Genomic DNA, 15,504 nt, shown 5'->3' with positions numbered 1-15,504 from the left:
GATCTGAGAATTGAGAGCGCCCGCGGCGTTACCGCCTCCGGTCCGGTGGGGGCGCCGACGCCTGCGGTCCGCGTCCAGGGCCACTCGGGAGGCCCTCCGGAACCCCGGCCAGATTCCCGATCGATGAGCCGTACTTCCGCTGGACAGGATCGGGAGGGGCCATCCAGGTGACACCTGGCAGCCGTGGAGGGCCGAGCTCAGGCGATCCAGCAGCCGATGCGGCGAGCCGCCGCCGCAGGGTCCGGGTGGAGTGGGCGGCGCGGCCCAGCCGCCCGCCGGCGTAGCGCACGCCACCGCGGAACACGCCCTGGGCGACCGCGAGCCAGCTGCACACGCCGCGCTCGATCAACCACAGGGGCGCCAGCACCGCGGTGGCCGGCGGGAAGACCGCCGGCCCGCCGGCCCTGCGCCGGCCGGTCTCGGCCACCCCGATGACCGCCGCCGCGGCCGCGGCCAGCAGCCCCGGACGCCGGGCGGCGAGCGCCGCCGCAACCCCGGGCAGCACGAGCAGCGCGGCCACCAGCCGCACCGGCTGGGCGAGTTCGTCGTACGCCTGGCGAACGCGCTGGGAGGCGAAGTGTCCCGTGGTGGGAGGCAGGCGCCGGACGTACAGCCCGGCGGGGGCCGCCACGCTGCCGCCGACGGCTCGCACGGTCCGGATCAGCTCGAGGTTCTCGAAGAGGACGTCGGGGTCGTAGCCACCGGCGGCGAGGAAGACGCTGCGCCGCACCGCGAGGGTTCCGGGAAAGTCCGCGCCGATCGCCCGGTTGAGCAGGATCCGCCCGGTGTCCCAGGAGGCGTGCCACGGAAGCGGGTCGAAGTAGTTCTGGGGTTGCACCAGGTCCGCCCGTCGCAGGAGACGCCGGACCTCGCGCAGTCCGTCCTCGTCGTAGCGGACGTCGTCGTCGGCGATCACCACGTCCTCGTGCGTGGCCGCCGGCACACCGGTCAGCACGCCGAGCACCTTGCCGTTCCGGCCGGACAGGCTCGGGTCGGGCGGCAGGTGCCGGACCAGCGGATGCCACCGCCGGTGGTGGCGGGCGAAGACCTCGGGCGGCGACCCGTCCACCACGATCACCTCCACCCGGGTGGCGAGCCAGCGCAGGTAGTCGGTCAACCGCTCCGGGTCGCTGTCGTCCACCCGCCGGATCGGCAGCACGTACGACATCGGCATCGGTCGCGGCCGGGCGGCGGCGCCGGTCATGCCGCATCCGCCCGGCGGTAGACGCTCACGTGTTCCCGGCTGTCGTCGCCGAACGGCAGGCGCGTCCAACCGGCCCACCGGTGCTCGCGGCGCAGCCCGGCCAGCTCGGCCATCAGGTCCAGCTCCGCCGGCCAGGCGTACCGGTGGTTCGCCGGCAACAGCTGGACCCCACCCGCGGTCAGCCGAACCTTGGTGGTGGTCATCCTCTGCTCGGCGGGGTGCAGGAGCGCCGCCTCCAGCAGGACCTCGTCCTCCGCGACTCGTACCGGGCGCAGCGCCGAGCCGTTGCGGAACGCCGCCGGGTCCGGCACCCAGGCCTCGACCACGAACCGACCGCCGGGACGCAGGTGGGCGGCCGCGTTGCGGAAGCAGGCCACCTGCGCGGCCTGGTCGGGCAGCGCGAAGACGGTGTTGAAGGCGAGGAGGACCAACGCGAAGTCGCCGGGTACGCGGGTGTGGGTGAAGTCCCCCACCGCCACGTCGATCCGGTCGCCACCCGCCTTGCTCCGCAGGCCCGCCACCATGTCGGGAGAACCCTCGATGCCGGCGACCGTCAGGCCGCGTTCGACAAGCGGAAGCGCCAGGCGACCGGTGCCGATGCCGAACTCGCAGACCGGCCCGCCGTCGGCCAGCTCGGCCAGGACCTCCACGGCGCTGTCCGGAGTCAGATACGCGTAGGTCTCGTCATACACGTCGGCCACGTACCGCCCGTAGGCGCTCGCGTCAAACGACAACTCTGCCTCCCGCACGACGATGGTCCTGCCGGCGCCCGTCCCGTCGCGCCTCGACCGGGCCGGCGCCGCTCGCGGCTCAGCAGGCCAGGCCGGTCATCAGGCTCGCCGTCTCCGAGCCGGTGGCGCGCTGCGGCTCGTCGACGTGCCGGGTGATCGGCGCGCCGGGACCGCCGGGACGCAGGGAGCTGCGGCCGGCCTGCCAGCTGTCCAGAGTCCAGGCGGCGAAGAGACGGTCCAGCGCCAGGGCGGCGGACGCCCCGAAGAGCACGTCGGCGGCGAGGTGCGGCTCGACCCGGACCAGCCCGCCGCACATGTCGTGCGCGGCGATCTGCTCGTGCACCGCGTCCGCCTCGACGTGCTCGTCGTAGAAGCGGGTGGCCGCCTCGTCGAGACCGAGGCGCCGCAGGCCCCGCCCGTATCGACGGTTCGGCAGCGACGAGGTCATCTCGTAGGCGGCGAGGTGCCCGAGCAGCGCCCCGCGCAACCGGCGGTGCAGCCCGAACAGCGACATCAGGTTGTTGCCCGCCAGGGTCACCGCGGGCACCGCGTCCAGATAGGCCCCGTATCCGGTGTCCAGACCGAGCCGCTCCAGGGTGACGCGGAACAGTTCGGCGTGCATGCGGTCGAGCCGGCCACCGCCGTACTCGTCGATCTGGATCTCGACCAGGGCGGCCTTCGCCGGGCCGCCCAGCCGCGGCAGGGCCCAACTGTGCGGGTCCGCCTCCCGAAGGTGGTAGATCGAGCGGTGCATGACGAACTCACGGAACTGCTCGTGGGTCGCCCGCCTTTGCAGGTACGCGGAGAGCGCCGGGCCGTCATCTGCCGCCACCACCGCGGCGAGAGCGGAGGCCATCCGCCCGTCGAGGAGCGGGGGCTGCGGGCCGGCGAGGGCGCGCACGGCCGTCTCGAAGACCGCTTCGGCGCGGCTGCGCAGCGCGATCAACGACGGCTGCCACTCCCACCGGTCGTCCACGCCCCACCAACCGCGGTAGTGCAGCTCGTAGCAGAGGAACAGGGTGAGCTGAAGGTCCTCGTCACCGATCGGGTCCACCCCGTCGAACTCGGAGGCCAGGTCCGCGGGCAGGTCGTGCGGGGCGGACGTGAGCGCGTGGTGCAGCGCCGCGGAGACCGGCCCGCGTGGCTGCGGCAGCGGCGCCGGACCATAGCGACGGTCACCAGACTCAACCACCCTGGCCTCCCCGCACAGTCGTCCCGCTGCCTGTCCCCGCTCCCGAGTGCCACAAACCCGGTGTCCGGCGTCGATCAACGGCGCGGGCGCGCCCCGGTCGTCTCGGTGGGTTCATCGCGCCTTCGGTGTGTCACGATCGGCGCCGGCACGAAAGTTGATCACCTTGTGGGTGCCGTCGCAGAAGGGCTTGATGGCTGACTTCCCGCACCGGCACAGGGCGATCGTCGCCCGGCCCGGTGCGATGGGCGTGCCGTCCGGTGTGCGTAACTCGAAGTCGCCGCGGACGATCAGCGGTCCGTCCTCGTACGGGGTGATTGTCGACGTCATGCCGCCTGTGGTCCCCCGGCTGCGGCGATCCAAACTGCCGCCGAGCCGGCGCGACATTGCACCGGGCTCGGTCACCTCGACCTCGACGGCCCGACCGGCGGTCGAGCACGGACGCGGGAAGGGCGCTGAGCGCTCACGTGGCGGTCCGCCAACGAGGAGAGGCCACTGACCAGGGCAAACGCCCGGCCGGTGGCCTCTTTTTCGTGCTGTCGGGACGGCCGGATTCGAACCGACGACCCCTTGACCCCCAGTCAAGTGCGCTACCAAACTGCGCCACGTCCCGATGCCCCCGCGCGGCATTCCCCGCGGCAGCCGGTACAGCTTAGCGCAAGATCTACAGACCCGCGCACAGGCCCCACCGCGTGCCGAATCCCACTCCCCCTAGAGCGTCCTAGGAAAGACGCCGCCGGGGACGGGGTCCCCGGCGGCGTCTCGAAAGGTGGGTCAGCCGTGGGCCTTGCCGCGCCCGCCCGGGCCGAGCTTCTTGCGGGGGCGGACCGAGATGTCGATCGGGCTGCCCTCGAAGCCGAACTCCTCGCGGAGCTTGCGCTCCACGAACCGCTGGTAGCCGGCGTCGAGCGGGCCGGTGGTGAAGAGCACGAAGCGCGGCGGGGCCACGCCGGCCTGGGTGGCGAAGAGGATGCGCGGGGCCCGGCCGCCGCGCACCGGGTGCGGGGTGGCCTGGACCAGCGCGGTGAGCCACTGGTTGAGCTGGGCGGTCGGGATGCGGGTCTCCCAGCTGGCCAGGGCCCTGCGCAGCGCCGGGGCGAGCTTGTCGACCGCCCGGCCGGTCTTCGCCGACAGGTTCAGCCGGATCGCCCAGGGGATGCGGCGCAGCTCCCGGTCGATCTCCTTGTCCAGGTAGTAGCGCCGGTCCCCGTCGACCAGGTCCCACTTGTTGAACGCGATGACCAGGGCCCGACCGGCCTCCACCACCATGGTGAGGATGCGCTGGTCCTGCTCGCTGATCACCTCGCTGGAGTCGAGCAGCACCACGGCCACCTCGGCCGCCTCGATCGCCGATGCGGTGCGCAGGCTGGCGTAGTACTCGGTGCCGCTGGCCTTGCCGACCCGCTTGCGCAGGCCTGCGGTGTCGACCAGCTGCCAGGTCTCCCCACCGATCTCCACGAGGCTGTCCACCGGGTCGACGGTGGTGCCGGCGACCGCGTCGACCACCGCCCGCTCCTCGCCGGAGAACCGGTTGAGCAGGCTGGACTTGCCGACGTTGGGACGGCCGACCAGGGCGACGCGGCGCGGGCCGCGCGGGCGGTTCTCGACGATCTTCGGCGCCTCGGGCAGCGCCGCCATGATGGCGTCGAGCAGGTCGCCGGAGCCGCGGCCGTGCAGCGCGGAGACCGGGAACGGCTCACCGAGGCCGAGCGACCAGAGCGCCGTGGACTCCATCTCGATGGCGGTGTTGTCGGCCTTGTTCGCGACCAGGATCACCGGCTTGGCGCTGCGCCGCAGCATCTTCACGGCGGCCTCGTCCACGTCGGTCGAGCCGACCATGGCGTCGACCACGAACAGCACCACGTCGGCGGTGACGACGGCCGTCTCGGCCTGGGCGGCGATGGCCGCCGCCCGGTCCTTGGCGTCCGGCTCCCAGCCGCCGGTGTCCACCACGGTGAACGCCCGGCCGTTCCACTGCGCGTCGTACGGCACCCGGTCCCGGGTCACGCCGGGGATGTCCTCGACGACCGCCTGGCGGCGGCCGATGATCCGGTTAACGAGCGTCGACTTGCCCACGTTGGGGCGGCCCACCACGGCCACCACCGGCTGCGGGCCGGTCGGCTCACCGGGCTCGAGCTCCGGCTCGCGCAGCTCCACCCAACCGCCGAAATCCTCGCTCATGCCACACCCCGCTCGGTGAGCAGCGCGCGCAGCCGGGCGACGACCTCGTCGATGCCCAGCTCGGTGGTGTCCAGCACGACCGCGTCGGGGGCCTGCTGGAGCGGGTTGACCTTGCGGGTCGAGTCCAGCTTGTCGCGGCGGGCCAGGTCGGCGGCGGTCGCCGCGACGTCCACGGCGTCCTCGGCGCTGCGGCGCTGGGCACGGGCCGCCTCGGAGGCGGTCAGGTAGACCTTCAGGTCGGCGTCGGGCGCCACCACGGAGCCGATGTCGCGGCCCTCGACCACGATCCGGCCGGCGTCGGCGATCATCTGCCGCTGCCGGGCGACCAGCAGCTCGCGTACCGCGCCCACGGCGGCCACGGCGGAGACCGCGCCGGTCACCTCGGGGCCGCGGATCTCCTTCGCCACGTCGACGCCGTCGACGGTCACGCCGTACCCCTGGGGGTCGGTGCCGATGCGCAGGTCGGCCTCGCCGGCGACCTTGGCCACCGACTCGGTGTCGGTCAGGTCGACGCCGGAGCGCAGCACCGCCCAGGTGAGCGCCCGGTACATGGCGCCGGTGTCGAGGTAGCGGGCCTCGATGCCGACCGCGAGCCGCCGCGACACGGTGGACTTACCCGAACCGGACGGCCCGTCCACAGCGACCACGCAGCGCCCGGCCCGTACGTTTTCCTCCACCGTTGTCCTCCTCAGCCCGTACCTCGCGGGTCGCCGGCTTGTCCGGCGCCGTTGAGCGGTTGTGTTTCCTCGTCAATCATCCCGCGCCGCGCGGGTCGGCCACGCGCCGTGCCGCCGGAGGGCGACCGCGGGCCGCGTCGAAGCCTACCGGGACCCGTACCCCGATCGTCGGGGTCAGTCACCCACCGCCTTGAACAGCGCGGCGACCTCCGCGTTGGTCAGTCGGCGCAGCCGCCCGGTGCGCAGGTCGCCGAGCTTGATCGGACCGATCGAGGTGCGGATCAGCCGGGACACCGGGTGTCCCACCTCGGCCATCAGGCGCCGGACGATGTGCTTGCGCCCCTCGTGCAGGGTCAGCTCCACCTGGGCGGTTTTGCCCAGGGTGCCCACCACCCTGAAGGAGTCGACCTTCACCGGCCCGTCCTCCAGCTCGACGCCGGCCGTCAGCCGCTTGCCCAGGTTGCGCGGGATCGGCCCGGCCACCTCGGCGAGGTAGGTCTTGAGCACCTCGTACGACGGGTGCATGAGCTTGTGGGCGAGGGTGCCGTCGTTGGTGAGCAGGAGCAGCCCCTCGCTGTCGGCGTCGAGCCGCCCGACGTGGTAGACCCGCTGCTCCAGCCGCGCACCGATGAAGTCGGCGAGTTCGGTGCGGCCCTTCTCGTCGGCCATGGTGGTGACCACCCCGCGCGGCTTGTTCATCGCCACGTAGACCAGGCGGACGTCGGCCTGGAGCCGCTCGCCGTCGACGTGGATGACGTCGTGCGCCGGGTCCGCCTTGTCGCCGAGCTGGGCCACCCGGCCGTTGACGGTGACCCGCCGCCGGAAGATCAGGTCCTCGCAGGCACGCCGCGAACCCACCCCCGCGGCGGCGAGCACCTTCTGCAGGCGCTCGGCGCCCTCGTAGACGGGGGCATCGGGCTTCGGGGCACGGTTATCGCGTCGCATCGGCAAGCTCTTCTACGTCGTCGGGGAGGAAGGGGGCCAGGGGCGGCAGGTCGTCCACCGAGTTCAGCCCCAGCTTCTCCAGGAACATCGTGGTGGTCCGGTAGAGGAACGCACCGCTGTCCGCTTCGGTGCCGCACTCCTCGACCAGGCCCCGGGACACCAGCGTACGGATCACGCCGTCGCAGTTGACGCCCCGGATGGCGGAGATCCGCGACCGGGTCACCGGCTGCTTGTAGGCGATCACCGCGAGGGTCTCCAGCGCGGCCTGGGTCAGCCGGACCGTCTGACCCTCCAGCACGAACCGCTCGACGTAGGTCGCGTATTCCGGGCGGGTGTAGAGACGCCAGCCACCCGCCGCCCGGCGCAGCTCGAAGCCGTGCCCGGCGGCGGTGTAGCCGGCCGCGATCTCGTCGAGCATCGGGCCGATCCGCTCCGGGGACTGTTCGAGGACCTGGGCCAGGGTCAGCTCGCTGACCGGCTGGTCCACCACCAGCAGGATGGCCTCCAGCGCGCCGCGCAGCTCGGCGTCGTCCAGGACCGGCGCGGGCTCCGGCTCCGGCGCCGGGCGCCGCCGTCCCCGCCTTCCGGGTACGCCGGTCCCGGCGCCCGCTCCCTCCGGCTCGCCGGACGGGCCGTGGGAGCCGGCGGCCTCGTCCGCTCCGGGCTCGCGACCGGACAGGCCGTCGGGGCCGGCCGCCTCGCCGGGGCTCGTGCCCGCGCCGGCCGGTTCCGCCGCTTCGAAGGTCGCCGCGGGCGCACCCGCGCTCTCGCCCACCGAATCTTGGAGAGTTTCCGTTCCAGGCGAACGGTAAGTGTCCAAGATCTCCGGCTCGACACCGATGGGCGCCGCCGCGGGCGCCCGGGGCGCCGGGGTCGGCGTGGGTTCGGCGGGTGCCGCCCCGGACGCGCCGGGCTCGGCCGGCGGCGCGGACGCCTCGGGCTCGGCCGGCGCCGCCACGGACGCCTCCGGCTCGGACGGCGCCGCCACGGACGCCTCGGGCTCGGCCGGGGTGTCGCTGGTGGTGGGCTTCGGCGCGGTCGGCCGCTCCCACGGGGGGACCCAGGCGGCTGCCTGGTCGGCCAACGAATCGCGGCGTTCCTCGTCGCTCATCGGGTCACTCCTGTGTCGGCGCGGCGTCGTCCGCCGCCGCGGCCCGGGTCTGCGGGGCCTCGTCCGCCGGCTCGGTCCGTGCCGGCGCCGCCTCGTCCGCCGCCCCGGTCGGTGTCGGCGCGGCCGCGTCCGCCGCGGGCGGGGGCGGCGGCTCCGGGGAGCCGGCGTACTCGTCGATGGTCAGTTCGGTGTCGCCGTCGGCGGAGCCGGTCCAGCGCACGGTCAGCTCCTCCAGCGCCTGCTCCTGGACGAAGGCGACCAGCCCCTGCCGGTAGAGCTCCAGCAGCGCCAGGAAGCGCGCCACCACCTCCAGGGTGATCTCGCAGTCGGCGCAGAGCAGCGAGAAGCTGGCGGTGCCGGCGCGGCGGAGCCGCTCGGAGATGATCTCGGCGTGTTCGCGGACGCTGACCCGGACCATGTGCACGTGGGCGATGGACACCTCGGGCACGGGCTTCGGGGTCATGGCCCGGAGCGCCAGCTTGAGCAGCCGTTCCGGGCCGATGCCGAGCACCAGGTCGGGCAGGGCCTCGGCGTACCGGGGTTCGAGGGTGACCGCCCTCGGGTAGCGGCGCCCGCCGACCGACTCCAGCTCGGCGATGTGCGCCGCCGCCTCCTTGTACGCCTTGTACTGCAGCAGCCGGGCGAAGAGCAGGTCCCGGGCCTCCAGCAGGGCCAGGTCCTCCTCGTCCTCCACCTCGGCGGCGGGCAGCAGCCGGGCCGCCTTCAGGTCCAGCAGCGTGGCGGCGACCAGCAGGAACTCGCTGGTCTCGTCGAGGTCCCACTGGTCGCCCATGGCCCGCAGGTACGCGATGAACTCGTCGGTGACCTTGTGCAGGGCCACCTCGGTGACGTCCAGCTTGTGCTTGCTGATGAGCTGGAGCAGCAGGTCGAACGGGCCGGTGAAGTTGTCCAGCCGGACGGTGAAGCCGGTGGTCTCCTCGACGGTGGCCGGGTCGGCGGGCACCACGCCGTCGACCTCGGCGGCCAGCTCGGCGGCGGCCACCGGGTCGGCGGCGCCGTGCGGCGGGTCGAGGGGCGGTGCGGTCACCGGCAAACCGTAGTCCACGACCGGGTCACCCGGCGTGCGGCCTACCGCTCCGCCTGGGCGGCGATCACCTCGCGGGCGAGCTGCCGGTAGTTGCGCGCGCCCGAGGAGGCCGGGTCGAGGGTGGTGATCGGGGCACCGGCCACGGTCGACTCGGGGAACTTGACGGTCTTGGTGATCACCGTCTGGTAGACCTTGTCGCCGAACGCCTCCACCACCCGCTGGAGCACCTGCCGGCAGTGGGTGGTGCGACTGTCGTACATGGTCGCGAGGATGCCCTCGAGCTCCAGGTCGAAGTTGAGCCGCTCGCGCACCTTGTCGATGGTGTCCAGCAGCAGCGCGACACCGCGGAGGCTGAAGAACTCGCACTCCAGCGGGATGAGCACGCCGTGCGCCACGGTCAGCGCGTTGATCGCCAGCAGGCCCAGGGAGGGCTGGCAGTCGATCAGGATGAAGTCGTACTCCTTGCGGATCGTGCGGAGCACCCGCGCCAGGGCCATCTCGCGGGCGACCTCGTTGACCAGCTGGATCTCGGCGGCGGAGAGGTCGATGTTGGCGGGCAGCAGGTGCAGCCCGGCCACGTCGGTCTTGATCAGCACGTCCTCGGCGGTGACGTCGTCCTGCATGAGCAGGTTGTAGACCGACAGGTCGAGGTTGTGCGGGTTGACACCCAGGCCGACGGAGAGGGCGCCCTGCGGGTCGAAGTCGACGAGCAGCACCTTGCGGCCGTACTCGGCGAGGGCCGCACCCAGGTTGATGGTGGTCGTCGTCTTGCCGACGCCGCCCTTCTGGTTGGCCATCGCGATGATCCGCGCCGGGCCGTGCCGATCGGTCGGCATCGGCTCGGGGATCGGCTTGCGCATGGTGTAGGCGGCCGGGTCGGCAGGGCCGAGGTCGGCGCCGAGCGTCGCCTGCTGCTCGCGGAGCTCCGACGTCCAGGTCTCGGCACGGTCACCGTTTCCTGCCATGTCCTCGTTGCCCCCTCCCGACGACCACCCGGCGTCGGAGCCGTCCGACGTCCCTCGCGGCGCCGCTGCGCACCCCCGGTCCGTCACCCCTGGAGGCCCGCGCCGAAGCCGACTGTACGCCACGTGCCAGCAGCGCGTTCGGTAGCGGGTCGGCGTGTCGGGCGGCGGTCGGCCGGGACGCCGGTCCGTCCGCGGCTGCGGGGCTCACCACCCCGCGAACTCCTCGCGCTCACCCGCGGGCGCGGGGGTGGGCGGTGGCGTACACCTCGCGCAGCCGGTCCACGGTGACCAACGTGTACACCTGGGTGGTGGTCACCGAGGCGTGGCCCAGCAGTTCCTGCACCACCCGCACGTCGGCGCCGCCGTCGAGCAGGTGGGTGGCGTACGAGTGGCGCAGGGTGTGCGGGGAGACCGCGTCGGGCCCGTCGACCGGCAGGCCGGCCCGGTCGGCCGCGGCGCGCAGCACGGTCCAGGCGCCCTGCCGGGTGAGCGGCCCGCCGCGGGCGTTGACGAACACCGCCGCGGTGCCCCGACCGGCGGCCAGCAGCGCCGGGCGGCCCCGGACCAGCCAGGCGCGCAGCGCCTCGGCCGCGTACCCGCCGACCGGCACGAGCCGGGTCTTCCCGCCCTTGCCGTGCAGCAGCACGGTCCCGGCGTCGAGGTCGAGGTCGTCCACGGCGGCGCCGACCGCCTCGGAGATGCGCGCGCCCGTGCCGTACAGGAATTCCAGCAGCGCCCGGTCGCGCAGCGCGCGGGGCGCCGCCTCGCCGGTGGCGGTGACCGGGCCGGCGGTCTCCAGCAGCCGCACCACGGCGTCGACCGGCAGCGCCCGGGGCAGCCGGCGCGGCGGGGCGGGCGGGCGGACGTCGCGACCGGGGTCGGCGCCGGCCATCCCCTCGCGCAGCGCGAAGCGGTGCAGGCCGCGCACGGCGCTGGCGGCGCGGGCGGCGGAGGAGACGGCGAGCGGCGGGTGGTCGGCGTCGCCGCCGCGCAGCCGGGCCAGGTGCGCCTCGATGTCGGCCGCGCCGACGGCCGCCAGGTCGGTCACCCCGGCGGCGGCCAGGGTGGACAGGTAGCGGTCCAGGTCCCGGCGGTACGAGGCGAGGGTGTTCGCGGACAGTCCCCGTTCGACGGTGAGATGGTCCAGGTAGCCCCGGACGGCACGGCGCAGGGCCGGCGCGGGCTCGACTCCCGCACCGGCCCCGTCCGTCGTCGCGGTCAGGCTGCCGTCCCTCAGGCGAGCACCTCGGCCAGCGGCAGCGCGGCCATGCCGTGCGCCTCGGCGACCGGGCCGTAGACGACCTGGCCGGCGTGGGTGTTCAGGCCGAGGGCGAGCGCCGGGTCGTTGCGCAGCGCGCCGCGCCAGCCCTGGTTCGCCAGTTCGAGGGCGTACGGCAGGGTGACGTTGGTCAGCGCGTAGGTGCTGGTGTTCGGCACGGCGCCCGGCATGTTCGCCACGCAGTAGAAGATCGAGTCGTGGACCTTGTAGACCGGGTCGGCGTGCGTGGTCGGACGCGAGTCCTCGAAGCAGCCGCCCTGGTCGATGGCGATGTCGACGAGCACGCTGCCCGGCTTCATCCGGGAGACCAGCTCGTTGGAGATGAGCTTCGGCGCCTTCGCGCCCGGCACCAGCACCGCGCCGATGACCAAGTCGGCGTCGAGCACGGCCCGCTCGATCTCGTACGCGTTGGAGGCGACGGTCTGCAGGTGGCCCCGGTAGATGGCGTCGGCCTGGCGCAGCCGGGCGACGTTCTTGTCCAGCAGCAGCACCTCGGACTGCAGGCCCAGCGCGATGGCGGCGGCGTTCAGGCCGGACACGCCGGCGCCGATGACCACGGTCTTGGCCGCGTACACGCCGGAGACGCCGCCGGGCAGGACACCGCGGCCGCCGCCGGTGCGCATCATGTAGAAGGCGCCCACCTGCGGGGCGAGCCGGCCGGCCACCTCGGACATCGGGGCGAGCAGCGGCAGCGAGCGGTCGGGCAGCTCGACGGTCTCGTAGGCGATGCCGGTGACCTTCCGGTCCAGCAGCGCGTCGGTGCACTCCTTCGAGGCGGCCAGGTGCAGGTAGGTGAAGAGCACCTGCCCCTCGCGCATCCGGTGGTACTCCTCGGCGATCGGCTCCTTCACCTTGAGCACCAGCTCGGCGGTGTCCCAGACCTCGTCGGCGGTGGCCAGGATCTTGGCGCCGGCGGCGGCGAACTCGTCGTCGGTGATGCTGGAGCCGACGCCCGCGCCGGACTCGACGAAGACCTCGTGGCCGTGGCGGGTGAACTCGTTGACGCCCGCGGGCGTGATCGCCACGCGGTACTCGTGGTTCTTGACCTCGCGTGGGATTCCGACCTTCACGATGCAGACACCTTCCTCGGGGAGGCTCACCCCCGACTGCACGGCGCCGCGACGGCCCCTTTGCCGACACGGTCCACCGGTCCCGCCCGGCGGCAGTCTAGGCGCGTGGGAACCCCACGGAGGCCAACACAGTGACATCCGGTGCCCGGTCGTGCTGACGGTGTGTCAGGCATCGATCGGGCTGTGCGGTGGAGACCGCCTCAGCCGACAGGACAATGTTCGGTAAATATCCTCCCACCGCCGGGGCGGCGGTGCGGACAGGACGGCAGTGGATCACTAAGGTGTCCGCTCATGACCACTCCTCCTTACCAGCAGTACCCGCCGCAGGGCGTCTCGGACAAGAGCAAGGTCGTCGCGGGCATCCTGGGCATCCTGCTCGGCTTTTTCGGTGCCGGGCGCTTCTACATGGGTGACACCAAGACCGGCGTGCTCCAGCTCGTCGTGAGCGTCGTGACCTGCGGCTTCGGCGCCCTCTGGGGCACCATCGACGGCATCCTGATCCTGGTCAACGGTGGCGTCGACGGGCAGGGCCGCCCGCTGCGCGACTGACCGTCGCCACAGCACGAAGGGGCCGCGCGGTGCACGCACCGCGCGGCCCCTTGTCGTCCGACCCCGGTCAGCGGGGCAGCGGCGCCTCCGGGCGGCGCAGCTCGGCGAAGCCGGTCTCCCGGGCGCGGGCGGCGGCGAACAGCCCCGCCACGCAGGAGGCGTTGGTGATCTCGCCGGCCAGGACCATCCGGACCGCCTCGTCGAGGTCGACCCGGACCACCTGGAGGTCGGCCTCCTCGTCGCGCCGGTCGTGGCGCTGCTCGGCGGGCACGTCGGCCAGGTCCCGGGCCAGGAACACCCGGACCACCTCGTTGCTGAACCCGGGCGAGCTGTGCAGGTCGACCAGGACGTCGATGCGGCCCGCGGTGAGGTCGGCCTCCTCGGCCAACTCCCGGGCCGCCGCGGTGGCCAGGTCCTCGCCCCGGACGTCCATCAGCCCGGCGGGCAGCTCCCACAGGTGCCGGCCCACCGGGTGCCGGTACTGCCGGATCAGCACCACCTGGCCGGCGTCGTCGAGGGCCACCACGGCCACCGCGCCGACGTGCGTCACGTAGTCGCGGGTCGCCGTGCCCCCGCCGGGCATGGTGACGTCGTCGCTGACCACCGAGAAGATCCGCCCGGACCAGATCTCCCGGTGCCCGGCCACCTCGTACCGGTGCTCGACCGCGCTCACGCCACCGCCTCGCTTCGCTCCCGGGCGGCGCGAGGCGCCGCGCTGCCGATCTCGATGGCTCGCTCGCTCCGCTCGCTCACGAGGCGGACGCCGCCTTCGCCGCCGGGGCGCCCCCGTTGCGGCCCGCCTTCCGCGCCGCCGCGTTCTCCGCCGGGGCGTCCAGGTCGACCGGGAGCTGGTCGGCCTCGGAGTACGCCACGGCGGCCTTCACGAACGCCGCGAAGAGCGGGTGCGGCCGGGTCGGCCGGCTCTTCAGCTCGGGGTGCGCCTGGGTGGCCACGAAGAACGGGTGCAGGTCCCGGTCCAGCTCGACGAACTCGACGAGCCGGCCGTCCGGCGAGGTGCCGGAGATGGTCAGGCCGGCCTTGGTGAGCTGGTCGCGGTAGGCGTTGTTCACCTCGTACCGGTGGCGGTGCCGCTCGCTGACCTCGGTGCTGCCGTACGCCTCGGCGACCAGCGAGCCCTCGGCCAGCTTCGCCGGGTACGCGCCCAGGCGCATGGTGCCGCCCAGGTCGCCCTTGCCGGCGACGATGTCCTCCTGGTCGGCCATCGTGGCGATCACCGGGTGGGTGGCCTCCTCGTCGAACTCCAGCGAGTTCGCCCCGTCGAGGTGGGCCAGGTGGCGGGCCACCTCGATGGTCATGCACTGCAGGCCGAGGCAGAGGCCGAGCAGCGGGATGCCGTTCTCCCGGGCGTACCGGGCGGTGCCGATCTTGCCCTCGATGCCGCGGACGCCGAAGCCGCCGGGGATCACGATGCCGTCGACGCCGGCCAGGGCCGCCGCCGCGCCGGCCGGGGTCACGCAGTCGTCGCTGGGCACCCAGCGCAGCTGCACCCGGGCCCGGTGGCCGAAGCCGGCGGCCCGGATCGCCTCGCTCACCGACAGGTACGCGTCGGGCAGGTCGACGTACTTGCCGACCAGCGCGACCGTCACCGTGTGGCGGGGCTGGTGCACCCGGTCGAGCAGGTCGTCCCAGCGGGTCCAGTCCACGTCCCGGAAGGAGAGGCCGAGCCGGCGCACCACGTACGCGTCGAGGCCCTCCCGGTGCAGCACCTTCGGGATGTCGTAGATGCTCGGCGCGTCCGGGGCGGCGGTGACCGCCTCCCGGTCGACGTCGCAGTAGAGCGAGAGCTTCTCCTTGACCTTGTCCGGGATCTCCCGGTCGCAGCGCAGCACCAGGGCGTCGGGCTGGATGCCGATGCTGCGCAGCTGGGCCACCGAGTGCTGGGTCGGCTTGGTCTTCAGCTCACCCGACGGGGCCAGGTAGGGCACCAGCGACACGTGCAGGTAGAAGCAGTTGTCCCGGCCCAGGTCGTGGCGGACCTGGCGGATCGCCTCCAGGAACGGCAGCGACTCGATGTCGCCGACCGTGCCGCCGACCTCGGTGATCACCACGTCGGGGGTCTGGCCGTCGGCGTCCGGGTCGGCCATGCCGAGGATCCGCGCCTTGATCTCGTTGGTGATGTGCGGGATGACCTGGACGGTGTCGCCGAGGTATTCGCCGCGCCGCTCCTTGGCGATCACCGCCGAGTAGATCTGCCCGGTGGTGACGTTCGCCTTGCCGGACAGGTCCCGGTCGAGGAACCGCTCGTAGTGGCCGACGTCGAGGTCGGTCTCGGCGCCGTCCTCGGTGACGAAGACCTCGCCGTGCTGGAACGGGTTCATCGTCCCGGGGTCGACGTTCAGGTACGGGTCGAGCTTCTGCATCACCACGCGCAGGCCGCGCGCCGTGAGCAGGTTGCCGAGGCTGGAGGCGGTGAGGCCCTTACCCAGCGAGGAGGCGACGCCCCCGGTGACGAAAATGTGCCTGGTCGTCCGTGCTGAAGGGGCCAAGGCCTGCTCCCGTGTCGTCCGTAGCGGTCGTGCGAACCGCCGTGCCGA

General features: G+C 73.3%; 15 protein-coding genes and 1 tRNA gene. 1 reads left to right on the top strand and 15 read right to left on the bottom strand.

Annotated features, from left to right (window positions below):
- Window positions 1-28: 28 nt before the first annotated feature.
- The 13 genes from ACZ6PY_RS29215 to ald all read right to left on the bottom strand — a co-directional run bounded on the left by ACZ6PY_RS29215 (window position 29) and on the right by ald (window position 12,400).
- Window positions 29-1,204: a glycosyltransferase family 2 protein gene (locus tag ACZ6PY_RS29215; RefSeq protein ID WP_466078111.1), complete on the bottom strand. Its 1,176-nt coding sequence runs from the start codon at window positions 1,202-1,204 to the stop codon at window positions 29-31.
- Entirely contained in the window at window positions 1,201-1,938 is a 738-nt protein-coding gene (locus ACZ6PY_RS29210; RefSeq protein WP_466078108.1) for a class I SAM-dependent DNA methyltransferase, read from the bottom strand. Before ACZ6PY_RS29210 ends, ACZ6PY_RS29215 begins: the two co-directional genes overlap by 4 nt.
- Window positions 1,939-2,014: 76 nt before the next feature.
- The gene (locus tag ACZ6PY_RS29205) at window positions 2,015-3,127 is read right to left on the bottom strand and encodes an iron-containing redox enzyme family protein (RefSeq protein WP_466078105.1); all 1,113 of its coding nucleotides are present in this window, start codon (window positions 3,125-3,127) and stop codon (window positions 2,015-2,017) included.
- A gap of 111 nt (window positions 3,128-3,238) precedes the next feature.
- Window positions 3,239-3,529, bottom strand: a complete 291-nt coding sequence (locus ACZ6PY_RS29200) for a CDGSH iron-sulfur domain-containing protein (RefSeq protein ID WP_466078102.1) — start codon at window positions 3,527-3,529, stop codon at window positions 3,239-3,241.
- A gap of 134 nt (window positions 3,530-3,663) precedes the next feature.
- A tRNA-Pro gene (locus ACZ6PY_RS29195) sits at window positions 3,664-3,737 on the bottom strand.
- A gap of 161 nt (window positions 3,738-3,898) precedes the next feature.
- Complete coding sequence (gene der / locus ACZ6PY_RS29190) at window positions 3,899-5,305, bottom strand: ribosome biogenesis GTPase Der (RefSeq protein ID WP_466078099.1); 1,407 nt, start codon at window positions 5,303-5,305, stop codon at window positions 3,899-3,901.
- Window positions 5,302-5,982 (bottom strand): (d)CMP kinase, encoded by a 681-nt coding sequence (gene cmk / locus ACZ6PY_RS29185; protein WP_466078096.1) that lies wholly within the window; start codon window positions 5,980-5,982, stop codon window positions 5,302-5,304. Before cmk ends, der begins: the two co-directional genes overlap by 4 nt.
- A gap of 174 nt (window positions 5,983-6,156) precedes the next feature.
- Window positions 6,157-6,927, bottom strand: coding sequence for a pseudouridine synthase (locus ACZ6PY_RS29180; RefSeq protein WP_466078093.1), 771 nt, complete (start codon window positions 6,925-6,927; stop codon window positions 6,157-6,159).
- Entirely contained in the window at window positions 6,914-7,702 is a 789-nt protein-coding gene (scpB, locus tag ACZ6PY_RS29175; protein ID WP_466078344.1) for an SMC-Scp complex subunit ScpB, read from the bottom strand. Before scpB ends, ACZ6PY_RS29180 begins: the two co-directional genes overlap by 14 nt.
- Window positions 7,703-8,042: 340 nt before the next feature.
- Window positions 8,043-9,086 carry a segregation and condensation protein A gene (locus ACZ6PY_RS29170; RefSeq protein ID WP_466078090.1) on the bottom strand — a complete coding sequence of 348 codons (1,044 nt, stop codon included), beginning with the start codon at window positions 9,084-9,086 and terminating at the stop codon, window positions 8,043-8,045.
- A 41-nt stretch (window positions 9,087-9,127) separates the two neighbouring features.
- Window positions 9,128-10,051 (bottom strand): ParA family protein, encoded by a 924-nt coding sequence (locus ACZ6PY_RS29165; protein ID WP_091266519.1) that lies wholly within the window; start codon window positions 10,049-10,051, stop codon window positions 9,128-9,130.
- Between the two features lie 229 nt (window positions 10,052-10,280).
- The gene (locus tag ACZ6PY_RS29160) at window positions 10,281-11,273 is read right to left on the bottom strand and encodes a site-specific tyrosine recombinase XerD (RefSeq protein WP_466078341.1); all 993 of its coding nucleotides are present in this window, start codon (window positions 11,271-11,273) and stop codon (window positions 10,281-10,283) included.
- Window positions 11,274-11,284: 11 nt separating this feature from the next.
- The gene (gene ald / locus ACZ6PY_RS29155; RefSeq protein WP_466078087.1) at window positions 11,285-12,400 is read right to left on the bottom strand and encodes an alanine dehydrogenase; all 1,116 of its coding nucleotides are present in this window, start codon (window positions 12,398-12,400) and stop codon (window positions 11,285-11,287) included.
- Between the two features lie 228 nt (window positions 12,401-12,628).
- Between ald and ACZ6PY_RS29150 the strand changes: the two genes are divergently transcribed.
- Window positions 12,629-12,949, top strand: coding sequence for a TM2 domain-containing protein (locus ACZ6PY_RS29150; protein ID WP_466078338.1), 321 nt, complete (start codon window positions 12,629-12,631; stop codon window positions 12,947-12,949).
- A gap of 67 nt (window positions 12,950-13,016) precedes the next feature.
- On the opposite strand, the gene ACZ6PY_RS29145 is transcribed toward ACZ6PY_RS29150, so the two are convergent.
- Together ACZ6PY_RS29145 and ACZ6PY_RS29140 are read right to left on the bottom strand one after the other, a co-directional pair.
- Entirely contained in the window at window positions 13,017-13,622 is a 606-nt protein-coding gene (locus ACZ6PY_RS29145; protein ID WP_466078084.1) for an NUDIX domain-containing protein, read from the bottom strand.
- Window positions 13,623-13,698: 76 nt separating this feature from the next.
- Window positions 13,699-15,456 carry a CTP synthase gene (locus ACZ6PY_RS29140; RefSeq protein ID WP_466078081.1) on the bottom strand — a complete coding sequence of 586 codons (1,758 nt, stop codon included), beginning with the start codon at window positions 15,454-15,456 and terminating at the stop codon, window positions 13,699-13,701.
- Window positions 15,457-15,504 lie beyond the last annotated feature (48 nt).

This window comes from Micromonospora sp. NPDC048907 (assembly GCF_055586885.1).
The sequence above is the reverse complement of the archived record's forward strand: the minus strand, read 5'-3'. Positions and strand labels throughout refer to the sequence as shown.

Excerpts from the sequence above, each read along its gene's own strand:
- ACZ6PY_RS29215 (WP_466078111.1), bottom strand. The coding sequence starts at position 1,204 with ATGACCGGCGCCGCCGCCCGGCCGCGACCGATGCCGATGTCGTACGTG.
- der (WP_466078099.1), bottom strand. The coding sequence starts at position 5,305 with ATGAGCGAGGATTTCGGCGGTTGGGTGGAGCTGCGCGAGCCGGAGCTC.
- ACZ6PY_RS29180 (WP_466078093.1), bottom strand. The coding sequence starts at position 6,927 with ATGCGACGCGATAACCGTGCCCCGAAGCCCGATGCCCCCGTCTACGAG.
- ACZ6PY_RS29165 (WP_091266519.1), bottom strand. The coding sequence starts at position 10,051 with ATGGCAGGAAACGGTGACCGTGCCGAGACCTGGACGTCGGAGCTCCGC.